Source organism: Actinacidiphila alni (assembly GCF_900112845.1).
Classification (GTDB): domain Bacteria; phylum Actinomycetota; class Actinomycetes; order Streptomycetales; family Streptomycetaceae; genus Actinacidiphila; species Actinacidiphila alni.
Window position 1 is genome coordinate 67,007 of the sequence record NZ_FONG01000010.1, and the last position, 25,025, is coordinate 92,031.

The window sequence follows — 25,025 nt, forward strand, 5'->3', positions numbered from 1 at the left end:
TGTCTGTGGTCGCTGTTTCCTGCCTTCCTCGGTGCGCTTGCCCTGCACGACGTGTTCCACGGCGATTTTTCGTCGGAGGGATGGAGCGGCGTCCGGGGGGAAGACTGGACGGACGCCGCTCGCGGTGACGGTCGGCACGAACGTCAGGACGAGGGGCTTTCGTGCGGTGCCGGGAGGAAGCCGGTGCCGACGAAGTAGCGCACATACGCCGCGATGGTCTCGTCGGAGATCGTCGGTCCGGGGACACCGAGCCGCTCCAGCTCCGCGGCCGTGCGCGACGAGTCGTAGACCGGGTGATGAAGCGCTTCCGGGATCGTCGTGTCACCGGTGCCCACCGCGGCGTCGCCGTCCGCGGCCGACGCGGTGTCCGCGCGCATGCCGAGCAGCAGCTGGGCCGCGTTCCCGGTGTCGGCGCCGATGAGTTCGAGCCACTTCTCCCCCGGGATCCGCGTCAGCTCGAATCCCGATCGGCGCAGCGCGTCGAAGACGGCCGACAGTGCGGGCGCCGCCGGGTTCGTCAGGTGGAAGTCGGTCACGGGCAGCGCCTTTTCCTGCGTGAGGCGGACGACCGCCGCACTGACATGGTCGACGGGCACCCATGACGTGCTGTCGTGGTCCGCCTCCTGGGGGACGGCGCGTGCCTGCACGCAGCCCTTCACGAACTGCCAGAGCAGATCGAGTTCCTGGCAGGCCCCGGTGACGGTGTCGCCGGCGATACGGGCCGGACGGTGCACATGGACGGGGACGCCGTGCCGGCGGGCCGACGCGGCGATCTCCTCGGCCACCCATTTGCTGCGGCCGTACCCGTTGGGCAGATCCCGGCCGGGGCCAGGCCCGGTCGTCTCGGTCACCACACGGGCCTCGCCGGGTGTCGGCGGGAACACGCTGGTCGTGGACACGTAGTGCATGACCCCGTGGGGTGCGTCCGCCACGACGCGGAGCAGCGCATGGGTGCCGAGGACGTTCGCGGCACGCAGTTTCTCGTACGGTGCGACGACGTTGACCTCGGCGCCGTTGTGCAGCACCGTGCCGACCCGGCGGCCGAGCGCGGCGAGATCCGCCTCCGTGAGACCGAGGGACGGCGCGGACAGGTCACCGAGGAGCGGCACGATCCGGTCCATGTACGAGGACCGCCACAGTCCGTAGCGCGTCATCGATGCTCGGACGCGTTCCACGGCACCGTCCGGCGCGGTCGCCCTCACCAGGCACTCCACCGGCTCGTCCGCCGTCTCCAGCAAGTCCCGCAGGAGGAAGGAGCCGAGGAATCCGGTGGCGCCGGTGAGCAGGGTCCGGCCGCCTCGGGGCCCCGCCGACGGTGGCGGAGGGATCCGCCGCCGGACGTCGCCGAGTGACCGTACGTCCTCGGCCGGGTCGATCACCGCGGTCGCGCCGGTTGGCCCACCGCTGCCGGAGGCCGCCGGCGTGTCCAGCAGACGCAGCACGTCGGCGACGGTCGACGCCGTGAACAGGTCGCGGATGGGCGGACGCACCCCGAAGCGGGTCTCGATGCCGCGGGCGAGCCGGACCATGAGCAGGGAGTGGCCGCCGAGGCCGAAGAAGTCGTCGTCCAGGCTGACCGTGGGCACGCCCAGCACGTCGGCGAACAGCTCGCACAAGGACTCTTCGCGCGGTGTGCGCGGGGCGCGCCCGGTGCCGGACGCGCCGGCCGTCGCATCGGGGGCGGGCAGCGCCTTGCGGTCGACCTTCCCGTTGGGCGTCAGCGGCAGCTCGGGGAGTACGAGGACGGCCGACGGCACCATGTGGGTGGGGAGGGTCTCGGCGAGCGACTGCCGCAGCCGGCCGGTGTCCCGCGGGAGCGCGGCGGTGTCCGTCATGGTCACGTAGCCGACGATCCTGCGGTCGCCCGACTGGTCCTCACGCGCCACCGCACACGCGGCACGTACACCCTCCTGGGCCGTCAACGCGGCCTCGATCTCACCGAGTTCGATCCGGAAGCCGCGGACCTTGACCTGTTCGTCGGCCCGGCCCACGTACTCCAGCAGCCCGTTCACATTCCAGCGGACCAGGTCACCGGTCCGGTACATCCGCGAGCCGTCCCCGGCGTACGGATCTGCCACGAAACGACCCGCCGTCAAGGCCGGACGGCCGAGGTACCCGCGGGCCACGCCCGGTCCGGACACATACAGCTCACCGACCACGCCCCGCGGCACCAACCGCAGGCCCCCGTCCAGCACATACAGCCGACTGCCGTCGACCGGCGAACCGATCGGCACGGTATGCACCGTACTGCCCGGCTTTCCGGATGGCAGCTCACCGCTCATCGAGCAGCACACCGTGATCTCCGTCGGACCGTAGCCGTTGAAGACCCGCCGGCCCTCGGCCCACCGCCGCACCAATTCCGGCGACGACGCCTCACCCGCCAACAACACCGTCGCGCCGCGCAACACCGATTCATCGGCAGGCAACGCCCCCAACACCGCGGGCGTCACCGTGAGATGAGTGATGTGCTGTGCGGTCGCCAGCTCCGCGAGGCCCGGTCCCGGGAGCAGCTCCGACGCCTCGGCCAGCACCAGCGTGGCGCCGGAGCACAGTGCCATCGCCGTCTCCCAGAAGGCCGCGTCGAAGCTCTGCGAGGCCATTTGCAGGACGGCGCTACCGGGTCCCACGCCCAGTCGTGCCATCTGGGTGCGTACCAGGTCGGCGGCGCCGCGATGACTGACGACCACGCCTTTGGGACGGCCCGTGGAGCCCGAGGTGTAGATCACATACGCCGGATGATCCACCGAGGCCGCACCCGGCAACGCGCCGACCGCCGTGCTCCAACTTGCCTCGTCGTCCAGCAAGGTGGTGGGCAGATCCGTCCCGGGCAGGCCGATCGCCGCCCCGGTGGTCGTCACCAGATGGGCGGGCCGGGCGTCCTCGACCATGAACTCCAGCCGCGCACGGGGATATGCCGGGTCCAGCGGCAGATACGCCGCGCCCGCCTTGAGCACTCCCAGCACTGCCACCGGCCACTCCACCGATCGTGGCACTGCCAGCGCCACGACCGACTCGGGGCCGACGCCCCGGCCGACCAGGTGCCGCGCCAACGCCGTTGCGCGGGAATCGAGTTCCCCGTAGGTGAGAGTCGCGCCCGTCGTGTCCCGTGCCGCCGGCGCGTCCGGCGCGCGGCTCACCTGTTCGGCGAAGAGCGCGCCGACGGTGCGGGCGGGCGCGTCCTGACGGGGGCTTCGTCCCAGCTCCAGCAGCGTGTCGCGCTCCTCGGGCGAGACCTCGGTGTAGGCGGTGAGCGGTCGGTGCGGATCGGCCACGATCCGGGCCAGCAGTCCGGCCAGCCGGTCGGCGAGGGCGACGACGGTCGCGGCGTCGAAGAGATCGGTCGCGTATTCCAGCGCCAGGTGGACGCCGCCACCTTCTGTGACCGGTCGCTCGGCGAACGAGAAGGTGAGGTCGAAGGTGCTGACACCGCCGTGATGGGTCTTCGGCGTCGCGGTGAGGCCGGGGAGTTCCAGCTGAGCGGCCTGTTGGTTCTGGAGGGCGAGCATGACCTGGAACAGCGGCGACTGGTTCTGCGTCCGGACCGGATTAAGGTCCTCCACCAGACGCTCGAACGGCAGATCCTGATGCCGGTAGGCATCGAGATCGGCCTCCCGCACCCGCCTCAGCAGTTGGGCGAACGTCGGGTCCCCCGACAGATCCGTCCGCAGCACCAACGAATTCACGAAGAACCCGACCACATCGTCCAGAGCGTCATCGGTCCGCCCCGCGATCGGCGTCCCCAACGGGATATCCGTGCCCGCACCATGCTGCGAGAGCAGCACCGCCACCGCCGCCTGCAACACCATGAACAAACTCGTCCCACTGTCCTGCGCCAACACCCGCAGCCCGTCCTGCACCCCGGCACCGAACACCACCGTGTGCAGATCACCCGCATGCGACGCCACCACCGGACGCGGACGGTCCAACGGCAACGCCAACTGCTCCGGCAGCCCCTCCAACGCCCCCCGCCAGTACCGCAGCTCCCCCTCCGCAACACCACCAGGCCCGTCCAGCAACTCCCGCTGCCACACCGCATAGTCGGCGTACTGCACCGGCAGGTCGACCCACTGCGGCGCGCCGCCCGTCACCCGGGCCCGGTACGCCACCGACAGATCCCGCAGAAGCGGGCCCAACGACCAACCGTCCGCCGCAATGTGATGCACCACCACAACCAGCGTGTGCACCACCCCCGACTCACGCACCAACCACACCCGCAACGGCAGATCGGACGCGACATCGAACGGCGTCGCCACGGCGTGTCGCACCTGCCGGTCGACGTCATCCGCGGTGGTGTCGATCAGTCGGATCTCCGGCACGGCCTCTTCGGCCGGAAGGACGACCTGGCAGGGTGCTCCGTCCACTTCGGGGGTGCGGCTGCGCAGGATCTCGTGCCGGGCGACGACGTCGGCCAGGGCCGCCCGCAGCGCGGACACGTCGAGGTGTCCGTCCAGACGGACCACCAGCGGAATGTTGTAGGTGGCGTTGGCGCCCTCCATCTGGTTGAGGAACCACAGGCGTTGCTGGGCGAACGAGAGCGGGACGCGCTCGGCGCGGGGCGCGGGGCGAAGGGGTGGGCGGGCGACGTCGGCCTCGCGGATCACCTCCGACAGCGCTGCCACGGAAGGGTGTTCGAACAGATCACGGACGGCGAGTTCGGCGCCGAGGGCGGTACGGACGCGGCTGACCAGGCGTGTAGCCAGCAGGGAGTGGCCGCCCAGGGCGAAGAAGTCGTCGTCCAGAGTGACCGTCGGCACGCCCAGCACGTCGGCGAACAGTCCGCACAGCGTCTCTTCCTGCGGTGTGCGCGGGGCGCGCCCGGTGCCGGACGCGCCGGCCGTCGCGTCGGGGGCGGGCAGCGCCCTCCGGTCGACCTTCCCGTTCGGCGTCAGCGGCAGCTCCGGCAATGCCACGACGGCCGAGGGCACCATGTGGTCCGGCAGTCTTTCCGCCAGGGCGCGCCGCAGTACGGCATCGGGCGGGGTCCGTCCGTCGTGGTCGGGGACCACGTAGGCGACCAGCCTGCGGTCGCCGGGCCGGTCCTCACGCACCACCGCACACGCGGCACGCACACCCTCCTGGGCCGTCAACGCGGCCTCGATCTCACCGAGTTCGATCCGGAAGCCACGGAGCTTGACCTGCTCGTCGGCCCGGCCCACGTACTCCAACTGCCCATCGGCGTTCCAGCGGACCAGATCACCGGTCCGGTACATCCGCGAGCCGTCCCCGGCGTACGGATCCGCCACGAAACGACTTGCGGTCAGCGCGGCACGCCCCAGATACCCGCGCGCGACACCCCGGCCCGACACGTACAGCTCCCCCACCACACCCCGCGGCACCAGCCGCAGGCCACCGTCCAGCACATACAACCGGCTCCCGTCGACCGGCGAACCGATCGGCACCGTATGCGCCGCAGCACCCGGGCCCCCGACCGACAGCACGCCGCTCATCGAGCAGCACACCGTGATCTCCGTCGGACCGTAACCATTGAAGACCCGCCGGCCCTCCGCCCACCGCCGCACCAATTCCGGCGACGACGCCTCACCCGCCAACAACACCGTCGCGCCGCGCAACACCGACTCATCGGCAGGCAACGCCCCCAACACCGCGGGCGTCACCGTCAGGTGCGTCGTGCCGTACCGGTCGGCTGTCTCGGCGAGGCCGGACTCGGGGAGCAGGTCCGCCGAGTCGGCGAAGGCCAGTGTCGCCCCGCTCAGCAGCGCGCTGGAGATCTCGGAGAACGCGGCGTCGAAGCTCGGGGACGCCATTTGCAGGACGACGCTGCCGGGACCGATCCCCAGGGTGCGGGTCTGCGCGGCGACCAGGTCGCTGATGCCGCGGTGGGTGACGACCACGCCCTTGGGACGGCCCGTGGAGCCCGAGGTGTAGATCACATACGCCGCGTGGTCCGCCGAGGCCGCGCCCGGCAACGCGCCGACCGCCGTGCTCCAACTCGCCTCGTCGTCCAGCAAGGTGGTGGGGAGGTCGACGTCCGGCAGGCGGGACGCGAGCGCACGTGTGGTGATCATGTGCGCCGGCCGGGCGTCGCCGACCATGAATTCCAGCCGCGCCCGTGGATACGCGGGGTCGAGCGGCAGATACGCCGCGCCCGCTCGCAGGACCGCCACTACGGCGACGGCCAGTTCGGCTGTCCGCGGCACCGCGAGTGCCACCACCGATTCGTGACCGACGTCCTGCTCCGCCAGGTGCCGTGCGAGCGCGCGTGCCCGCGTGTCCAGCTCACGGTACGTCAGGGACCGTCCGTCACCGTCGCGCACGGCGACGGCGGCAGGAGTCCGCTCCACCTGTTCCGCGAACAGTTCGCCGAAGGTCCGCTCCGCTGCGTTCCCGAGCGCCCCGCGGCCCTCTTCAAGCAGCGCGGCGTGCTCGTGCGCCGACACCGCCGCGTACTGGCTCAGCGGCCGGTCGGGCCGCGCCACGGCCTCGGAGAGCAGGTGTGCCAGTCGGTCGGTGAGCGCCACGACGGTCGCGCTGTCGAACAGGTCGGTGGAGAACTCCACCGCTGTGTGCAGGCCCTCGTGTCCTGGCAGCTCGGTGAAGGAGAAGGCGAGGTCGAACTTGCTGATGCCGGTGTGCTCCTGGAGCACGGTCACGACGGTGTCCGGCAGATCGAGTGCGGGTGTCCGCTGATTCTGGAGGGCGATCATCACCTGGAACAGCGGCGACTGATTGCGCGCCCGGACCGGGTTCAGGTCCTCCACCAGGCGCTCGAAGGGCAGATCCTGATGCCGGTACGCCTCCAGATCGGCCTCCCGCACCCGCCCCAGCAACTCCACGAACGTCGGGTCCCCCGACAAATCCGTCCGCAGCACCAACGAGTTCACGAAGAACCCGACCACATCGTCCAGAGCGTCATCGGTCCGCCCCGCGATCGGCGTCCCCAACGGGATGTCCGTCCCCGCGCCATGCTGCGAGAGCAACACCGCCACCGCCGCCTGCAACACCATGAACAAACTGGTGCCGGAGGCGCGGGCCAGCTCGTGCAGTCCGTGGTGGAGCGGCCCGGCCAGGACGCGGGTGTGCAGGGCGCCGTCGTGCGAGACGGTCGCCGGCCGGGGACGGTCCGTGGGAAGGGAGATCTCCGCAGGGAGATCGCGCAACGCCTCCCGCCAGTAGGCGAGTTGGTCTTCCGCTGTTCCGGCGGGTCCGTCGAGGAGGTCGCTCTGCCACAGCGCGTAGTCGGCGTACTGCACCGGCAGCCCGGCCCACTGCGGTGCGCCGCCCGCCAGCCGGGCCCGGTACGCCTCCGACAGGTCCCGCAGCAGCGGGCCCAACGACCAGCCGTCCGCGGCGATGTGGTGCACCACCAGGACCAGCGTGTGCCGCGAGGCCGTCTCCTCGAACAGCCACGCGCGCACCGGGAGGTCCACGGACACGTCGAACGGAACCCGCACGGCGTCGTGGACAGCGGTGTCGCTTCCGGGTCCGACCGTCAGCGGCACGTGGACGGACTCCGCCGGAAGGATCTCCTGGTGCGGTGTCCCGTCGGTCTCGGGGTAGCGGGTGCGCAGTGTTTCGTGCCGGGCGACGACGTCATGGAGCGCGGCGCGGAGGGCGTCGACGCGGATCGGACCGTCCAGGCGGAGGGTGACCGGGATGTTGTACGCGGAGCCGGGTCCTTCCAGCCGGTGGAGGAACCACAGGCGCTGCTGGGCGAAGGACAGCGGCAGCCGGTCCGGTCGCGGTCCGGGAACCAGGGCGGACCGCGCGCGGTCCGCGCCGGCGACGACGGCGGCGAGGCCCGCGACGGTGGGCTGTTCGAACAGGTCGCGGACCGCGACTTCGGCGTCGAGGGCCGTACGGATCCGGCCGACCAGGCGGGTTGCCAGCAGGGAGTGGCCGCCCATGGCGAAGAAGTCGTCGTCGATCGTGACCGGTAGGCCGAGGACATCGGCGAACAGGCCGCAGAGGATCTCCTCCTGGGGAGACCGCGGTGACCGCCCGGACGACGCCGTTGAGCCGGTGGCATCGGGGACCGGCAGGGACGCGCGGTCGACCTTGCCGTTGGTGGTCAGCGGCAGCTCGGGCAGGCTCACGAACAGTGAAGGCACCATGTGTTCCGGCAGAGTCCGCCGCAGCGCGGCGCTCCACCGGACGCTGTCGTCGGCGCCGTCGGCCGTGCTGACGTACGCGACCAAGCGCTGGTCACCGGGCTGGTCCTCGCGCAGCATGACGCATACCGTGCGCACCCGCTCCAGGGCGCCCAACGCCGCCTCGATCTCGCCGAGTTCGATCCGGAAACCCCGCAGCTTGACCTGTTCGTCGGCCCGGCCCACGTACTCCAGCACGCCGTCGGCGTTCCAGCGGACGAGATCGCCGGTCCGGTACATCCGCGAGCCGTCCGCGCCGTACGGGTCCGCCACGAAACGACCCGCCGTCAGCGCGGCACGCCCCAGATACCCGCGCGCCACACCGGCGCCTGACACGTACAGCTCCCCCACCACGCCACGCGGCACCAACCGCAAGCCCGCGTCCAGCACGTACACGGCGCTGTTGTCGACCGGGGAGCCGATGGGGACGGCGAGATCGGTGACGGTGTCGCCGGGACGGACGACATGGGCGACGCAACCGACGGTGCACTCGGTGGGACCGTACTCGTTGATGACGGTGGCGGCCGGATTGCGGTCGCGCCATGGTCTCAGCACGCCGCCGAGCAGTTGCTCCCCACCGACGATCAGGTCTCCGTCCAGCGCGGGACGGTCCAGGTGTTCCATCAGGGCCAGGTGGCTCGGGGTCACCTTGAGCAGGGAGAACGGCGGGGCCTCCGGCGAGAGCGGGACGTCCGCGGTGGCGGCGATGGCGTCGAGCGTGACGGCTCCCCCGCTGATCAGCGGTACGAGCACGGAGGTGACGGTCAGGTCGAACGCGATGGAGGAGTGCAGGGACGCGGTGCCCGACGCGCCGGGGTAGGTCGCGCGGGACCAGACCACGTAGTCGACGAGATTGCCGTGGGTGACGCAGACGCCCTTGGGCCGGCCGGTGGAGCCCGAGGTGTAGATCACGTACGCGGTGTGGTCGGCGGACCCGCGCGGGGTGGCCGGCCGCGTCGTGGCGACGCGTGACGGGTCGCCCTCGGGAGCGGCTTCGACTCGCCCGGCGAGGACGCGGGTCGCGGGAACACCGGTGTCCGGCAGGCGGGCCGCCACCTCGTCGCACGTCACGAGGTGGACGGGACGCGCGTCGTCGAGCATGTGGCCCAGCCGGGCCGCGGGATGGTCCGTGTCCAGGGGCAGGTACGCGGCGCCGGACTTCAGGACGGCGAGGACGGCCACCACCAGGTCGATGCCGCGCGGAAGGGCGAGTGCCACGATCCGCTCCGGCTCGGCCCCTTGTGCGCGGAGGTGGGCGGCCAGCTCGTCACTGCGCAGGTCCAGTTCCGTGTACGTCAGGGTCCGCGCGCCCGCCCGGACCGCGACCGCGTCCGGCGTCCGTTCCACCTGGGCGGCGAAGAGCACGGGATAGGTGGCGGCGGGCGGTGGCTGCCTGCGTCCGCGTCCCAGAGCGAGGAGCGCGGTGCGCTCGGACGCGGTGACGGTCTCGATCTCGCCGGCGAGCCGATGGGGGTGCGAGGCGAATGCGGTGAGCAGGGCGGTCATCCGGTCGGCGAGCGCCAGCACGTCGTCGTGCCGGAAGAGGTCGGCGCGGTAGGTGAGCGCCAAGCGGAGACCGCCCGTGGGATCGACGGTGAGGGCCAGCGGGTAATGGGTGGCGTCCGCCCCGCGGAACCCGGTGATGTTCAGATGGGGCAGGCCGTCCGATCTGCCGGGCGCGGCAACGGATTCTCCGGCGGCGTCGGGGCCGTCTGCGCCCATGGTGTCCAACGGGTAGTTCTCGAAGACCGCCAGGGTGTCGAAGAGCACGGCCTGGCCGGTGAGCGTTCTGATGTCGGTGAGTCCGAGGTGCTGGTGCTCCAGCAGGTCCGCCTGTTGCTGCTGGACGCGCGCGCACAGCTCGGCGAGGGACTCGTGAGGGCGGATGGTGACCCGTACCGGGATGGTGTTGATGAACAGGCCGATCATGGACTCGACACCGGGCAGTTCCGGCGGACGGCCGGACACCGTCGTGCCGAAGACGACGTCCCGACGTCCCGTGGCGGCCCCGAGGACCAGGGCCCAAGTGGCCTGGACGACGGAGTTGAGGGTGACGCCGTGCCGCATGGCGGCGGCCCGCAGGAGGCGTGCCGTTTCGGCCGGCAGGGCTGTCACCACGCGCTCGGGGAGGTCGTGTCCGGCCGGTGGGCGTGGACCGGCCAGCAGCGTCGGCGTGTCGAGTCCGTCCAGCGCCTGTCTCCAGGCGGATTCGGCTGCGGCCCGGTCCCGGGTGGTCAGCCAGGCCAGGTAGGACCGGAACGGGGTGACCGGCGGCAGCGGCAGTTCGTCGCCGCCGTGCGCGTACAGCTCCAGCAGTTCCTTGAACAGGATCGGCATCGACCAGCCGTCCCACAGGATGTGATGGCTCGTCAGGACGAGCCGGTGTGTCCGGTCCGGCATGCGTATCAGAGCGAGGCGGAGCAGCGGCGGATCGTCGAGCGCGAAGCGCTGCGTCCGGTCCGCGGTGAGGAAGCGGTCGAGCGCGGCGGTCGCCGCGGCGGCGTCGTGCCCGGAGAAGTCCTCCTCCAGGAAACGCGGCTCGACCTCGGCGGCGATCGCCTGCACGGGTTCGTCCATGTCCTCGTGCAGGAAGCCGGCCCGCAGGTTGGCGTGCCTGCGCAGCAGTGCGGCGGTCGCGGCCCGCAGCCGGCCGCTGTCGACAGGGCCCTCGATGGTGAGGACGACCTGGACGGCATAGACGTCGACGGCGTCGGCGTCGTAGAGCGAGTGGAAGAGCATCCCGGCCTGGAGCGGCGTCAGCGGCAGGACGTCTTCGAGCTGGAAACCGGTCACTTCTTCCCCCATTTGTCGGCCAGCCGGTCGAGCTGGGCCTGATTGATCGTCACCAGCGGTACGTCGGACGGGGTGAAGCCGCCGACGCTGTCGGTCGGGCCCGACGCGACGTGCTCCACGAGGGCGCGCAGCGCCCTGAACCAGCCGTCGGCGACCTCGCGTACGGATTCCTCGGTCAGCAGCTCGGGCACCCAGGTCCACTCGGCGGTCAGCCGCGGTCCGCCCGCGAGATCCTTGGTGTGCGCGTTGAGTTCGAGGACGTGCGCGGCGGGAGCGCCGGGGTCGTGGTGCACGGGGCCCGGCGCGTCGAGGACGGGCTGCCAGTCGTGCGGGGCGCGTGCGTCGTGCTGAGCCGGCGTGCCGGGGCCGCGCGGCTCGCCGGTCGCGGAGGACGCGGCGGTGTGCGTGCCGGAGATCCGCCCGAGGTAGTTGAAGCCGATCTGCGGTACGGTCTCGGCCGCTTGGAGCACCGGTCGGGTCGCGGGGTTGAGGTGCCTCAGCAGCCCGTAGCCGAGACCGCTGTCGGGGACGGCGCGCAGTTGCTCCTTCACCATTTTCACCGCGCGGTCGAGAGTGATGCCGGGCAGCGGTCCGCCGGCCGTGCTGAGCACCGTGCCGGGGTCAAGGCGCACCGGATAGAGGCTGGTGAACCAGCCGACGGTGCGAGCCAGGTCCACGGTCGCGTCGGCGAGCTCCGCGCGCCCGTGACCTTCGACGTGCAGGAGGATTTCGGAGCTCTGCGACACCCCGCGTCGGCCCCGCCACTCGACCACGGCCAATGCGAGGCAGCCGAGCAGCACGTCGTTGACGCCCGCCCGGTACGCCGCCGCGACGGACGACAGCAAGGGCGCGGTCCACCGCTCGGGGAGTTCCACGGTCAGGCTGCGGGTGCGCTCGGCGGTGTGCCGGGCCGGGTCCAGCGGCCCGGTCCCGAGCAGCGGATCGGGTGTGGCGAGAATGCTCTGCCAGTAAGGGAGTTCGCCCGTGCGACGGGGGCTGAGCGCGTCGTCGGTGAGGTGCCGGGCCCAGCGCCGGAAGGAGGTGCCCTCGGGAGGCAGCGGGCGCGAGGTTCCCCGGGCCGACCACGCGGTGGCGAGATCGGCGCCGATCGTGCGCCAGGACACCCCGTCGACGGCGAGGTGGTGGATCACCAGCAGCAGGCGTCCGTCGCGGTCCGGTCCGCCGTCGCACCAGACGGCCCGCAGGAGGCGTCCGTCGCGTACGGACAGCTCCCGCCGGGCGGCCTCAGCGTGCTCGGCCGGCACGGCGGCGGCGGTGGCGTTGTCCAAGGCACAGATGTCGACACGCGTCAGCGCCTCCGCCGCGGAGACGGTCCCCGGCGGGGCCACGTCGAGCGCCGGTCGCCGGGCCGCGAGCGGTGCCGGCAGCGCGGTGACGCGGTCGGCGGCCCCGGCTGCCGCGGGTGCGGTCCTCGCGTACGGTTCGGCCGCGTCGGCCGGCGGCTCCTCCGTGAGGCGCATCCGCAGCGCGCCGTGGGTGTCGAGCAACGACTGGAGGATTTCGGTGAGCTCGCCTTCGGAGAGGCCGGCCGGCGTGCGGAAGGTCATGGCCTGGTTGAAGCCGTCGATCGGTCCCGGCCGCTCCAGCAGCCAGGCGATGATCGGTGTCAGCGGTACGGATCCGGAGGCCTCTTCCGGCTCGTCGTCGGGGGTGTTCGCGACGGGGCGGGCGACCAGTGCGAGCCGTTCCGGTGTGCGGTGGACGAACACGTCCTGGGGTGTGATGTGCAGTTCGGCGCCGCGCACCCGGCTCACGACCTGGATCGACATGATGCTGTCGCCGCCGAGCTGGAAGAAGTCGTCGTCGATGGTGACGGCGGGGACACCGAGGAGGTCGCCGAATGCCTGGCAGAGCGTCTCCTCCTGCGGGGTACGCGGTGCCCGGCCGTCGGTGACGGCCTGCGCCGCCGGATCCGGTGCGGGCAGCAGCCTGCGATCGACCTTCCCGTTGGGCGTCAACGGCAGTTCCGGCACACTCACGAAGGAGGCCGGGACCATGTACTCCGGCAGGACGGCGGACAACGCCGACCTCAGCTCCGGCTCCGCCGGCGCGGCACCGGTCTCCGGAACCACGTAGGCGACGAGTCGCCGGTCGCCGGGCTGGTCCTCGCGCACCATCACATACGCGGCACGCACACCCTCCCGGCCGGTCAACGCCGCCTGGATCTCGCCGAGTTCAATACGGAAGCCGCGCAGCTTGACCTGCTCGTCCGCCCGCCCCACGTACTCCAGCAGCCCGTCCGCGTTCCACCGCACCAGGTCACCCGTCCGGTACATCCGCCCGCCGTCCTCGGCGTACGGATCCGCGACAAAACGGCCCGCCGTCAGCATCGGTCGGCCGAGGTAGCCGCGGGCGACTCCGGCGCCGGACACATACAGCTCCCCCACCACACCCCGCGGCGCCAACCGCAGACGGTTGTCCAGGACATACGCCGCCATCCCGTCCAGTGATCGCCCGATCGGCGGGACACCGCCGCCCTCGTCGTCAGTTCCCGGCACGACCCGTGCCCGGGTCGCGAAAGTGGTCGTCTCGGTCGGACCGTAGACGTGGTGCACCGCGGTGTCCGGGCACGCGGCCGCGACGCGCTGCAGCACACCGCGCGCCGCCGCCTCGCCACCCGTGCACACCATGCGAAGGCCGGCGAAGACTCCGGGGTCCGCCTCGGCCAGGGCATTGAACAGCGCCGTCGTGAGGAACGCCGCGGACAGCTTCTCCCGGTGGACGAGCCGACGCAGCGACGGCGGGTCGAGCAGGCCGGGAGGTGCGGCCACGACGCGCCCGCCGGACAGCAGCGGCACCCACATCTCGAACGTCGAGGCGTCGAAGGCGTACGCCGAGTGCATCAGCACCGACCCCGACACCCCGTCGAACAACCCGTCCCGCGCCAGCGCCAGCACATCGGCGTGCGAGACCGCCACCGCCTTCGGCTCACCCGTCGACCCCGACGTGAACATCACATACGCCAACCGACCACCGCCCGTGACGGCCGGCAGTGGGCAGGCGTTTTCCGCTCCGCCGTCGACGAGCCGGCCTCGCGGGTCGAGTTCCAGCACGGGAAGACCCGCCGCGGACGCCTCACGGATCCATGGGTGCTGCCGCTGGGCCGCGTCGACCAGCAGCACCTTCGCCCCGGCGGCGCGCACCGCTTGCGTCAGGCGCGGCGCGGGCCAGCGCCCGTCCAGCGGCACATACGCACCACCCGCGCGCACCGCCGCCAGCGACGCCACGACCGCCGGCACACCGCGGTCCATCAGTACCGCCGCGCCCGTCTCCGTTTCCACGCCGGCCCGGAGCAGGACCGCGGCGAGCTGTGCGGAAGTAATGTCGAGTTCGCGGTAGGTGAGCGCGCCGTCGGGGCCGGTCACGGCCACGGTGTCCGGATGCCTGTCCACGACCTGCTCGAACGCGGCCGGGATCGAGAGCGGCGGGACCTCGGCGGGCCCGCCCCTGCCGATGGCCAGGAGACCGGCCCGTTCGTGCTCGGTCACCAAGGAGTAGCCACTCAAGGGGAGTTCGGGAGTCACGGCGACCTGGGTGAGCAGGTGGTCGAGCCGGTCGGTGAGAGCGGTGATCGTCGTGGCGTCGAAGAGCTCCGCCGAATACTCCACGGCCAGCTGGAGGCCGCCGCCCTCGGCTGCCGGCACTTCCGTGAAGTAGAAGGTCAGGTCGAACTTGCTGATGCCGTGGTGGCGTTCCACTGTCGTCACCGTGGCGCCCGGCAGGTCGAGGGCGGGAGTGCGGTGGTTCTGGAGGGCGATCATCACCTGGAACAGCGGCGACTGGTTCTGCGTCCGGACCGGGTTCAGGTCCTCCACCAGGCGCTCGAACGGCAGATCCTGATGCCGGTACGCCTCCAGATCCGTCTCCCGCACCCGCTCCAACAGTTCCGCGAACGTCGGGTCCCCTGACAGATCGGTGCGCAGCACCAACGAGTTCACGAAGAACCCGACCACATCGTCCAGGGCGTCATCGGTCCGCCCAGCGATCGGCGTCCCCAACGGAATGTCCGTCCCCGCACCGTGCTGCGACAACAGCACCGCCACCGCCGCCTGCAACACCATGAACAAACTGGTCCCACTGCGCTGCGCCAGCCCGCGCAACGCTCCCTGGAGTGCCGGAGCTGTTCGGGACATGTGGGCACCACCGCGGTGCGCGGTGACGGCGGGACGCGGGCGGTCCCAGGGCAGCGCGATCTGTTCCGGCAGGTCCCGCAACGCCTCGCGCCAGTAGGCGAGTTGTGCGTCGCCGACGCCGTCCGGACCGTCCAGGAGATCGCGCTGCCACAACGTGTAGTCCGCGTACTGCACCGGCAGGTCGGCCCACCGCGCGACCTCGTTCGTCGTCCGCGCGTGGTAGGCCGAGGCCAGGTCGCGCAGCAGCGGTTCCAGGGACCAGCCGTCGGCCGCGATGTGGTGGACCACCAGGACCAGGGTGTGCGCCGATGCCGACTCGCGGAAGAGCCACGCCCGTAACGGCAGGTCCGCCGACACATCGAAGCGGCTGAGCATCGCCTCCCGGATACCGGTGTCGAGCCAGGTGCCGTGGTCCGCCCGCGAGGTGGCCGCGTCGCGCTCGGGCGCCTGACGGATCATCAGTTCCACCGCGGTCTCGTGCGGCGGGCGTATGTCCTGGCGCGGCGAGCCGTCGACGTCCGGGAACACCGTGCGTAGCGACTCGTGCCGCGCGACCACATCCCCGAGGGCCGCCTGGAGCGCGTCGGCGTCCACGGGGCCGTCGATCCGCTGGACCAACGGAATGTTGTAGGTGGCGTTCGCGCCTTCGAAACGGTTGAGGAACCACAGGCGCCGCTGGGCGAAGGACAGCGGGATGTGCTCAGGGCGGTCGTACGGCCGCGGCTGCGGTCGACCGCTTCCGGCACGGTGGAGCACCCGGGCCAGAGCGGCGGGGGTGCGGTGTTCGAAGACGTCGCGAACGGGGAGTTCGACGCCCAGGACCGTACGGAGCCGGCTGACGAGCCGGGTCGCCAGCAGTGAGTGGCCGCCGAGGTGGAAGAAGTCGTCGTCGATGGTGACGGCGGGGACACCGAGGAGGTCGCCGAACGCCTGGCAGAGCGTCTCCTCCTGCGGAGTACGCGGTGCCCGGCCGTCCGTGACGGCCTGCGCCGCCGGATCCGGTGCGGGCAGCAGCCTGCGATCGACCTTCCCGTTGGGCGTCAACGGCAGTTCCGGCACGACGACCAGGGCGGACGGCACCATGTACTCCGGAAGCACCGCGGCCAGGTCCGACCGGATGTCCTGGGGGTCGGGTGCGCCGTCGGCCTCCATGACGAGGTAGCCGACGAGTCGCCGGTCTCCGGGCCGGTCCTCGCGCACCATCACATACGCGGCACGCACACCCTCCCGGCCGGTCAACGCCGCCTGGATCTCGCCGAGTTCAATACGGAAGCCGCGGAGCTTGACCTGCTCGTCCGCCCGGCCCACGTACTCCAACTGCCCATCGGCGTTCCACCGCACCAGATCACCGGTCCGGTACATCCGCCCGCCGTCCCCGGCGTACGGATCCGCGACGAACCGGCCCGCCGTCAGCACCGGACGGCCGAGGTAACCGCGGGCCACACCGGCGCCGGACACGTACAGCTCCCCCACCACACCCCGCGGCACCAACCGCAGACGGTTGTCCAGAACGTACGCCGCCATCCCGTCCAGCGCCCGCCCGATCGGCGGGACACCGCCGCCCTCGTCGTCAGTTCCCGGCACGACCCGTGCCCGGGTCGCGAAGGTGGTCGTCTCGGTGGGCCCGTAGACGTTGTGCAGCGCGGTGTCCGGGCACGCGGCCGCGACGCGCTGCAGTACGCCGGGCGTGGCGGCCTCGCCGCCCGTGCACACCATGCCAAGTCCGGTGAAGACTCCGGGGTCCGCCTCGGCCAGTACGTTGAACAGCGCTGTCGTCAGGAAGGCCGAGGTGAGCTTCTCCTCGGAGATCAGCCGCTTCAAGGTCGATGCTTCCAGGACGCCAGGGGGTGCCACGCGTACGTGTCCGCCGGACAGCAGCGGGGCCCACATCTCGTACGTCGAGGCGTCGAAGGCGTACGCCGAGTGCATCAGCACCGACCCCGACACCCCGTCGAACAACCCGTCCCGCGCCAACGCGATCACATCGGCGTGCGAGACCGCCACCGCCTTCGGCTCACCCGTCGACCCCGACGTGAACATCACATACGCCAACCGCCTGCTACCGACCACCGGGGGAAGGGGGCCCACAGCCTGCGGCGCGCCGTCCGTGACATGCCCGGCACAGTCCAGTTCCAGGACGGGCAGACCCGCGTCGGCGGCTTCCCGGACACAGGGGTGCTGCCGATGGGCGGCGTCGACCAGCAGAGCCCTCACGTCCGCCGCCCGCATCGCCTGCGTGAGCCGCGCGCCCGGCCACCGTCCGTCCAGCGGCACATACGCACCGCCGGCACGCACCGCGGCCAGTGAGGCCACCACGATGGCGGCGCGCCGGTCCATCAGTACGGCGACGCCCGACTCCGGTGTGACGCCCTGCCCGACGAGTGCGGCGGCGAGCCCGGCCGCGGCCGCGTCCAGCTCTCCGTAGGTCAGTGTGGTCGCGTCGTCCCTCACCGCGACGGCGTCCGGTCGCCGGGTGACCTGTTCGCCGAACACGTCGAGGAGCGTCCGGTCCGGGACGGGCAGTGGTCCACCGCGTCCGAGGTCGAGGAGACGGCCGCGCTCCGCGCCGCCGATCGCGTCTAGGGCGCTCAGCGGGCGGTCCGGGTCCGCGACGATCCGTGCGAGGAGATCGCCGAGCCGGCCGGTGAGGGCGGCCACTGTCGCGGCGTCGAAGATCTCCGTGGAGAACTCCACCGCGGTGTTCAGGCCGCCGCCCTCCGCCGCGGAGATCTCCGTGAAGAAGAACGTCAGGTCGAACTTGCTGACTCCGTTGTGCCGTTGGGACACCTCGGCCGCCAGTCCTGGAAGGTCCAGCGAGGCGACCGCGTGGTTCTGGAGGGCGAGCATGACCTGGAACAGCGGCGACTGGTTCTGTGTCCGGACCGGGTTCAGGTCTTCCACCAGGCGCTCGAACGGCAGGTCCTGATGCCGGTACGCCTCCAGATCGGTCTCCCGCACCCGCTCCAACAGTTGGGCGAACGTCGGGTCCCCCGACAGATCCGTCCGCAGCACCAACGAATTCACGAAGAACCCGACGACATCGTCCAGCGCGTCATCGGTCCGCCCAGCGATCGGCGTCCCCAACGGGATATCCGTCCCCGCACCGTGCTGCGACAACAACACCGCCACCGCCGCCTGCAACACCATGAACAAACTCGTCCCGCTGTCCTGCGCCAACGCCCGCAGCCCGTCCTGTACCCCGGCGCCGAACACCACCGTGTGCAGATCACCCGCATGCGAGGCCACCACCGGACGCGGACGGTCCAACGGCAACGCGACCTGCTCCGGCAGCCCCTCCAACGCCTCCCGCCAGTACCGCAGCTCCCCCTCCGCGACACCCTCCGGCCCGTCCAGCAACTCCCGCTGCCACACCGCATAATCCGCGTACTGCACCGGCAGCCCGGCCCGCCCCGGAGCCTCACCCACCAGCCGCGCCCCGTACGCCACCGACAGATCCCGCAACAACGGACCCAACGACCAACCGTCCGCCGCAATGTGATGCACCACCACAACCAGCGTGTGCACCACCCCCGACTCACGCACCAACCACACCCGCAACGGCAGGTCCGCGGATACGTCGAACGGCGTCCCGATCATCCGTCGCACGGCGTCCTCGACGGCGTCGGCGTCGACCGTCACGACGGTGAGCTCGGGTACGGCTTCCTCCGCGGCCACGACGACTTGGCGCGGCATGCCCTCACTGTCGAGGAAGCGCGTCCGCAGGGATTCGTGGCGGGTGACGACGTCCGCCAGGGCCGCGCGGAGGGCCGCGACGTCGAGCGGTCCGTCCAGCCGGACGGTGATCGGGACGTTGTAGGTGGCGTCGCCGCCCTCCATCCGGTTGAGGAACCAGAGTCGCTGCTGCGCGAAGGACAGCGGCAGGGTCTCGGGTCGGGCGACGGGGACGACACCGCCACGTGCGGCGCCCGCCCGGCCGGCGACCTGGGCCAGTTCGGCGACGGTCCTGTGCTGGAAGACATCACGGACCGCCAGTTCCACACCGAGCACCGACCTGACGCGCCCGATTAGTCGCGTGGCGAGCAGGGAATGGCCGCCGAGCCGGAAGAAGTCGTCGTCCACGGTGATCGTGGGCAGGCCGAGCAGTTCGCCGAAGAGGTCGCAGAGTGTCTGCTCGTAGGCGTTGCGGGGGGCGCGGCCGGCAGCCGACAGGTGCGGGGACGGGTCGGGGGCCGGTAGCGCCTTCCGGTCGACCTTGCCGTTCGGCGTGCGGGGAAGCGCGGACAGCCGCACGTACGCGGACGGCACCATGTGGTCCGGCAGGGTCGAGCGCAGCGCCCGGTCCGTCTCCTCCGGTTCGACCGGCCGTCCGTCGTGGTCGGGGACGACGTACGCGACCAGCCTGCGGTCACCGGGCCGGTCCTCACGCACCACCGCACACGCGGCACTCACACCCTCCAGGGCACCCAACGCCGCCTCGACCTCGCCGAGTTCGATCCGGAAACCGCGCAGCTTGACCTGCTCGTCCGCCCGGCCCACGTACTCCAACTGCCCGTCCGCGTTCCAGCGGACCAGATCACCGGTCCGATACATCCGCAAGCCGTCCCCCGCAAACGGATCGGCGACGAACCGGCCTGCCGTGAGCGCCGGACGGCCGAGGTAGCCGCGGGCGACTCCGGCGCCGGACACGTACAGCTCCCCCACCACACCCCGCGGCACCAACCGCAAGCCGCCGTCCAGCACATACAACCGGCTCCCGTCGACCGGCGAACCGATCGGCACCGGGCTGTCGGGGATGTCCTCGGTCAGCGGCCGGCTGATCGTGGCGCAGACCGTTGTCTCCGTCGGTCCGTACGCGTCGTGCAGGATGCGGCCGGGGGCCCACCGCCGGACGAGCTCGGGGGTGGACGCCTCGCCCGCGAGCACGATGCGCACGCCGGCGAGCGCCTCCGCGCCGTACGGTGTCGCACTGAGTACCGAGGGGGTCAGGGTCAGATGTGTGATCCGCTCCTTCGCGGCGAGGTCCACCAGACCGGGTCCCGGCAACAGCTGTGCCGCGTCGACCAGCACCAGCGTGGCACCCGAGCACAGGGCCATCGCCGTCTCCCAGAACGCCGCGTCGAAGCTCTGCGACGCCATCTGGAGCACCCGGCTGCCCGCGCCCACCTCCAGCCGCGCGATCTGCGTGGCCACCAGGGACGCCACACCACGGTGCGTGACCATCACCCCCTTGGGCCGCCCCGTCGAGCCCGAGGTGTAGATCAGGTACGCCGGGTCGTCCGTGCCGCATGCCACCGCTACCGATCCGCTCGGTCGCCCCGGCTCCGGTTCCTCGTCCAGCAGTGTCACCGGCAGGCCGACGTGCGGCAGCCCGGCCAGGAGTCCCGTCGTCGTGATCAGCCGGACCGGACGGGCGTCCTCGACCATGAACTCCAGCCGCGCCCGCGGATATGCGGGGTCCAGCGGCAGATACGCCGCGCCCGCCATCACCACGCCCAGTACGGCGACCGGCCAGTCCACCGACCGTGGCACCGCAAGCGCCACCACCGATCCGCGTCCCACACCGTGGCTGGTCAGCCGGTGCGCGAGCGCGCGCGCCCGCGCGGACAGTTCGGCGTACGTCAGTGACGCGCCCGACGCCTCGCGCACCGCGATCGCGTCCGGTGTCCGCACCGCCTGGTCGCCGAACATGTCGGGGAGTGTTCGCCCGCCGCCTGCCGCCACCGGGCCCGTTCCGAGTGCGAGCACCTCCGCACGGGCGACGGTCGAGAGGCCGTCGAGTGCGACGACCGGTGTGTCGGGGCGTGCCCGGGACAAGGCTGTCAGCAACGCCGCGATCGCGTCGTGGTGGGGCGCGAGGTCCTGTGCCGGGTAGAGGTCGGGGTTCGCGTCGAAGCCGAGCAGCGGCCCGGTGTCCTCGCCGCGTTCCGAGACGAAGTAGCTCAGCTCGTCGACGGGTGCGGTCGAGAGTATGCGCGATGCGGCGGGCGTTCCGCCGAAGGTCAGGTCGTACGTGTACGGCATCACATTGACGACGAGGCTGGTCAGCGGTGCCGCGTCCCCGGTGGCCCGGAGTTCCCGCAGGAGGTGTTCCCGGGAGAACCGCCGGTGCCGCAGGGCGCCGCGCATCTGCTCGGCGACGTCGCCGAGCAGTTCCGTGACGGTCGTGCGCGCGGTGATCGTGACCCGCAGCGGCACGACGGAGGCGGTCATGCCGACCGTGTCGCGCAGCGCGTTGGCGCGGCCCGTCGTGGTCAGACCGAGGGTCACCTGCTCCGTGCCGGTGGCACGGTGGACGTGCAGCGCGACCGCGGCGACGGCGGCAGCCGTCCATGTGGTGCGGCAGGCGCGGCTGAGCGTACGCAGGCCGTCCAGAACGCCGTTGTCGAGGTGACCGCCGGTCAGAGGGCCGGCGGCCGTGACCGCGGGAGGGACGGCGGCACGCTTTCGCCGGGGCAGGAGCGGTTCGGCGACGGTGAGTTGCGGGAATTTCCCGGTCCAGTAGGCGCGGTCGCTGTCGAACTGCGGCGACTGCCCGTACTGGGCGTCGTCCTCGACGAGCCTGCGGAATTCCGGCGGTGCGGCTTCCGCGGGCCCGTCCTTCGGCGAACCGTTGTAGTGCGCGGCCACGCGCTGGTGGAGCAGGGCGATGCTCAACCCGTCGATCACCAGGTGGTGGTAGCGCGCGTACCAGATCCAGTGCGCGTCCGCGATCCTCAGCAGCGCGTGGCGGAAAAGGCTCTCGGGTCTGCCGAGGTCGCTCGGCGTGGCCAGGTCGCCGGCGATGTGTGCCTCCGCGGACGCGCGCGGATCGGACCGGGCGCGCAGGTCGATGACGTCCGGCGGCACCGCACGCGGGGTGAGCGGGCGTTGACGTGGCTCGTCCGCGACAGTGAGGACTTCGACGTGCAGTGCGGCGCACTCCTCGACGGCCGCCGCGACGGCTGCGCGGAACCGCTCTTCGTCGATGGGTCCTGCCAGTTCGAAGCACTCCCCGATGTTGTATTTCGGGCTCTGCGGATCCAGATGCTGGCCGAACCACACGCCACGCTGGGCGTCGGTCAGCGGAAGCGTCCCGGTGATGTTTTCGGGCATGGCGAAGCCACCCATCTGTTCGGCCCGTGGGGCGGGTGAGGAAGGTCGGGCCACTTCGCGCAGAGTGCGGCGGGGGCCCGTGGCAGGAGCGTTCTTACGGTGGTCGGGGCACGGTCGACGCGGCACGGGCCCCGGGTGGCGAGAAAACGCCGATCCGTGCCGGATGTGCCGCGTCGGGGAGAAGCGTCCGTGCCGCAGGTCAGCCGGGTGTGCGGTGGATGTATGTCATCGCGTGTCCGCCGGGCCGCCGACCGCTGTCGCCGGTGTCAGCCGTCGGCGTGTTCCATGGCGGCGACGAGACTGGCCGGCCGCATGTCAGTCCAGTTCTTCTCGACGAAAGTCACGCAGTCGGCGTGCGGACTCTCGGAGAGGGCCACGTCCCAGCCCTTGGGGACCGGGATACCCACCGGCCACATCGAATACTGCCGTTCGTCATTCACGAGAACGAGAAATCTGCCGTCCTCGTCGTCGAAGGGATTCTCCATGCTGATGCCGTCCTCCGTCGCTGCTATGGAAACCATCGGAAGAAATCACTTTCCGGACACGGGGAGTCACAGTACAGGAGTCGTTCGAACGGGAAGGAGAATCAGCCGATTCGCAGAATGTGGCCGATTAGCACCGCTGGCGCCTCCTCGCCGCGATCAGCAGGCATTAGTGATGGCATACAGGGTAAACACGCGCTCCCCGCCGAGGACCGACTCGTCGACATCCTGCGACGACGCGCCTCATCAGCGGCTTTATATTTATTTGAAAGACATACCACTGTGACGCGACGAATATATCCATGGCCACGGCTCAACCTGTCGTCACTTCACCATCGTGCCCGAGTCGGCGACGCCCGGCCGATGGGAGCAAAAGCAGCCAACCTCCCGCGCGATCGCGCCGGATCCGCTCGGCACTTCGCCATTTTCGCCGGGCATATGCCGTCGAACGCATGAATTATTTCCCGCGCGACCGGCCTTCACCTGCGGGAAAAAGCCCTGCTCCGGGCGGGTTACGCACATCGTTCACGGCAGGGATTCCGTGAACGCGCTCGATCGCACCGGGGGCGCACAGGGGGCGCGGATAGCGCATGAATGTCGCGCCCCTCATTATTCGTGACCCGAATCATCGCCCGGCCCGAGCCCGCATATACGCCCGCCGCTCTCATCCTGACCAGGCCGACTACGCACACGTCAGGACCGGCTCCTCCGGCGGATCACGTGCCCGCCGCGCTCCGGCCCCCGTGCGCCGGGGCCGGAGCGCGGCAAGGAGGCCGTCACAGACCGGTGACGGCGCTCGTCGCGCTGATCTCGTGGACGAGGGTGATCTCCCGCCGCTCGCCCGGGGCGAGGTGCTGGACGTAGCGGACGATGCCGTCCGCGTCGATCCCGTCGGGCGCCGGGCGGCAGCGGTCCTGCAGTGTGCGCACCTCGACGGCGGAGACCTCGGAGACGGGCACCCGTTCGCGGATCACGACCTCCCGCGCCGCGCCGTCGCCCGGATCGTCGAGCCGGGAGACGAAGAGCCGGACCTCGCGGGTGATCACCGTGCGCTGGTTTATCCCGGCGAGGCCGGTGGTGTCGCGGTGTTCCTCGGTGTGCCGGACCACGCGGAAGGTGTCCTGGCTGCCGAAGGAGAGCCGGACCTCCTCCCCCGTGCCGGCGAAGGTCATCGTGGCGCGGCCGGTGTAACCGCTGTCGCGCACCAGGTCGACGGGGCCGGCGAGCAGGACGTGGCCCGCGGTGTTGGCGAAGCGCGCGGTAGTCACCACCAGCGGCGACAGTTCGGGCGCGCAACCGTCCTCGGTGGTGCAGTCCGCGGTGAACGCGGACAGGTGGACGCGGTGCGGGCGCCGGTCGGAGGGAATGCTGACCGGGCGGGGCGCGGACAGGACGCGGACGGCGCCGCCGTCGTGCAGACCGGGCAGCGGGCCCGCGGCGCCCCCGGCGTCGGCGGGCGAGTCGCCGCCGACGGTGGCGATGTCCTCCTCGCGCAGGTCGACCTCGACGGTGCGCCGCTCCTCGCTGGTGCGGTCGCGCAGCGTCAGGACGTCGTCCGACAGGGCCGGCGGCGCGGCGGCCAGGGTGGGGCGCGCGGTGGACAGCGACAGGCGTACGCCGTTCCAGTCCTCGCCGGTGTCCTGCCAGACGAAGGCGTCGGTCTCCAGCAGCACGCTGTCGCGTCCGGCGGCGAGGGTCGCGCGGTAGGCGGGGCGCCACAGGGCGCAGGGCACGAGATTGACCACCCGGATCTCGGCGGGTGCGGCCTGCTCGGCCTCCACGACGAGTTCCACGTAGGCGGTGAGTACGGGTGCTTCGTGCTCGGTGGCCGCCAGCGCCCCTCGTGCGGTGCGCAGTTCCTCTTCGAGGTCGTGCATCCGGCGGCGCAGGCGGTGGAGTTCGCCGATGCGGGTCTCGGCGTCCTCGTCCACGCGTTCCAGCCGGTCGGCCCAGCGTTCGGGGTCGGCGTCGCCGGCCCCGGCGCCCTGCACGATGTCGCGGTGCAGATCGGCCTTGGCCTGGCGGACGACGGCGAGGCTGCTCTCCAGCCGCTGGTGGAGCTGACGGGCCTGGAGCATCTCCCGTTCCAGGGAGTCCACTTCGCGGCGCAGCTCGGACGTCTCGGGTCCGGGGCGGCCGGGCGGCGCAGGGGTGTAGACGCGGACGACACGGGCGTCGACGACGCGCGGTCCGCCGGCCGCGTCCGGCTCTTCCCCGGTGTCCGCCGCCCGGATCTCGGCGCGCAGCGACCGGTCGACGGTCAGCGGGGTGACCGGGCCGATCCGCAACCGCTGGACTCCCGCGGTCAGTTGCGCGCTGCCGACGCGTTCGATCTGCGCGCGGTCCTCCAGGCAGGTCACGGCCGTGACGGGGAAGGGGAGCGCGTCCGGCTCCGCGGGGGCGCCGGCGGCACCGGTGTCCGGGGTGGTGGTCAT

General features: G+C 71.5%; 4 protein-coding genes. All 4 read right to left on the reverse strand.

Features of this window, described 5'->3' with window-relative positions; all coding sequences use genetic code 11:
- Positions 1–143: 143 nt before the first annotated feature.
- The 4 genes from BM076_RS18235 to BM076_RS18250 all read right to left on the reverse strand — a co-directional run bounded on the left by BM076_RS18235 (position 144) and on the right by BM076_RS18250 (position 25,025).
- Entirely contained in the window at positions 144–10,901 is a 10,758-nt protein-coding gene (locus BM076_RS18235) for a non-ribosomal peptide synthetase (protein WP_177246498.1), read from the reverse strand.
- Positions 10,898–22,108 (reverse strand): non-ribosomal peptide synthetase, encoded by an 11,211-nt coding sequence (locus tag BM076_RS18240; protein ID WP_177246499.1) that lies wholly within the window; start codon positions 22,106–22,108, stop codon positions 10,898–10,900. The genes BM076_RS18235 and BM076_RS18240 overlap by 4 nt, the downstream gene beginning before the upstream one ends.
- A 266-nt stretch (positions 22,109–22,374) precedes the next feature.
- On the reverse strand, positions 22,375–22,593 hold the full coding sequence (locus BM076_RS18245; protein WP_093714656.1) for an MbtH family protein: 219 nt from the start codon (positions 22,591–22,593) through the stop codon (positions 22,375–22,377).
- Between the two features lie 773 nt (positions 22,594–23,366).
- Positions 23,367–25,025, reverse strand: a complete 1,659-nt coding sequence (locus BM076_RS18250) for a DUF4139 domain-containing protein (protein ID WP_093714657.1) — start codon at positions 25,023–25,025, stop codon at positions 23,367–23,369.

Bases quoted from the DNA above. Each gene is read 5' to 3' on its own strand.
- BM076_RS18250 (WP_093714657.1), bottom strand. From the start codon at position 25,025: ATGACCACCACCCCGGACACCGGTGCCGCCGGCGCCCCCGCGGAGCCG.
- BM076_RS18245 (WP_093714656.1), bottom strand. From the start codon at position 22,593: ATGGAGAATCCCTTCGACGACGAGGACGGCAGATTTCTCGTTCTCGTG.
- BM076_RS18240 (WP_177246499.1), bottom strand. From the start codon at position 22,108: ATGCCCGAAAACATCACCGGGACGCTTCCGCTGACCGACGCCCAGCGT.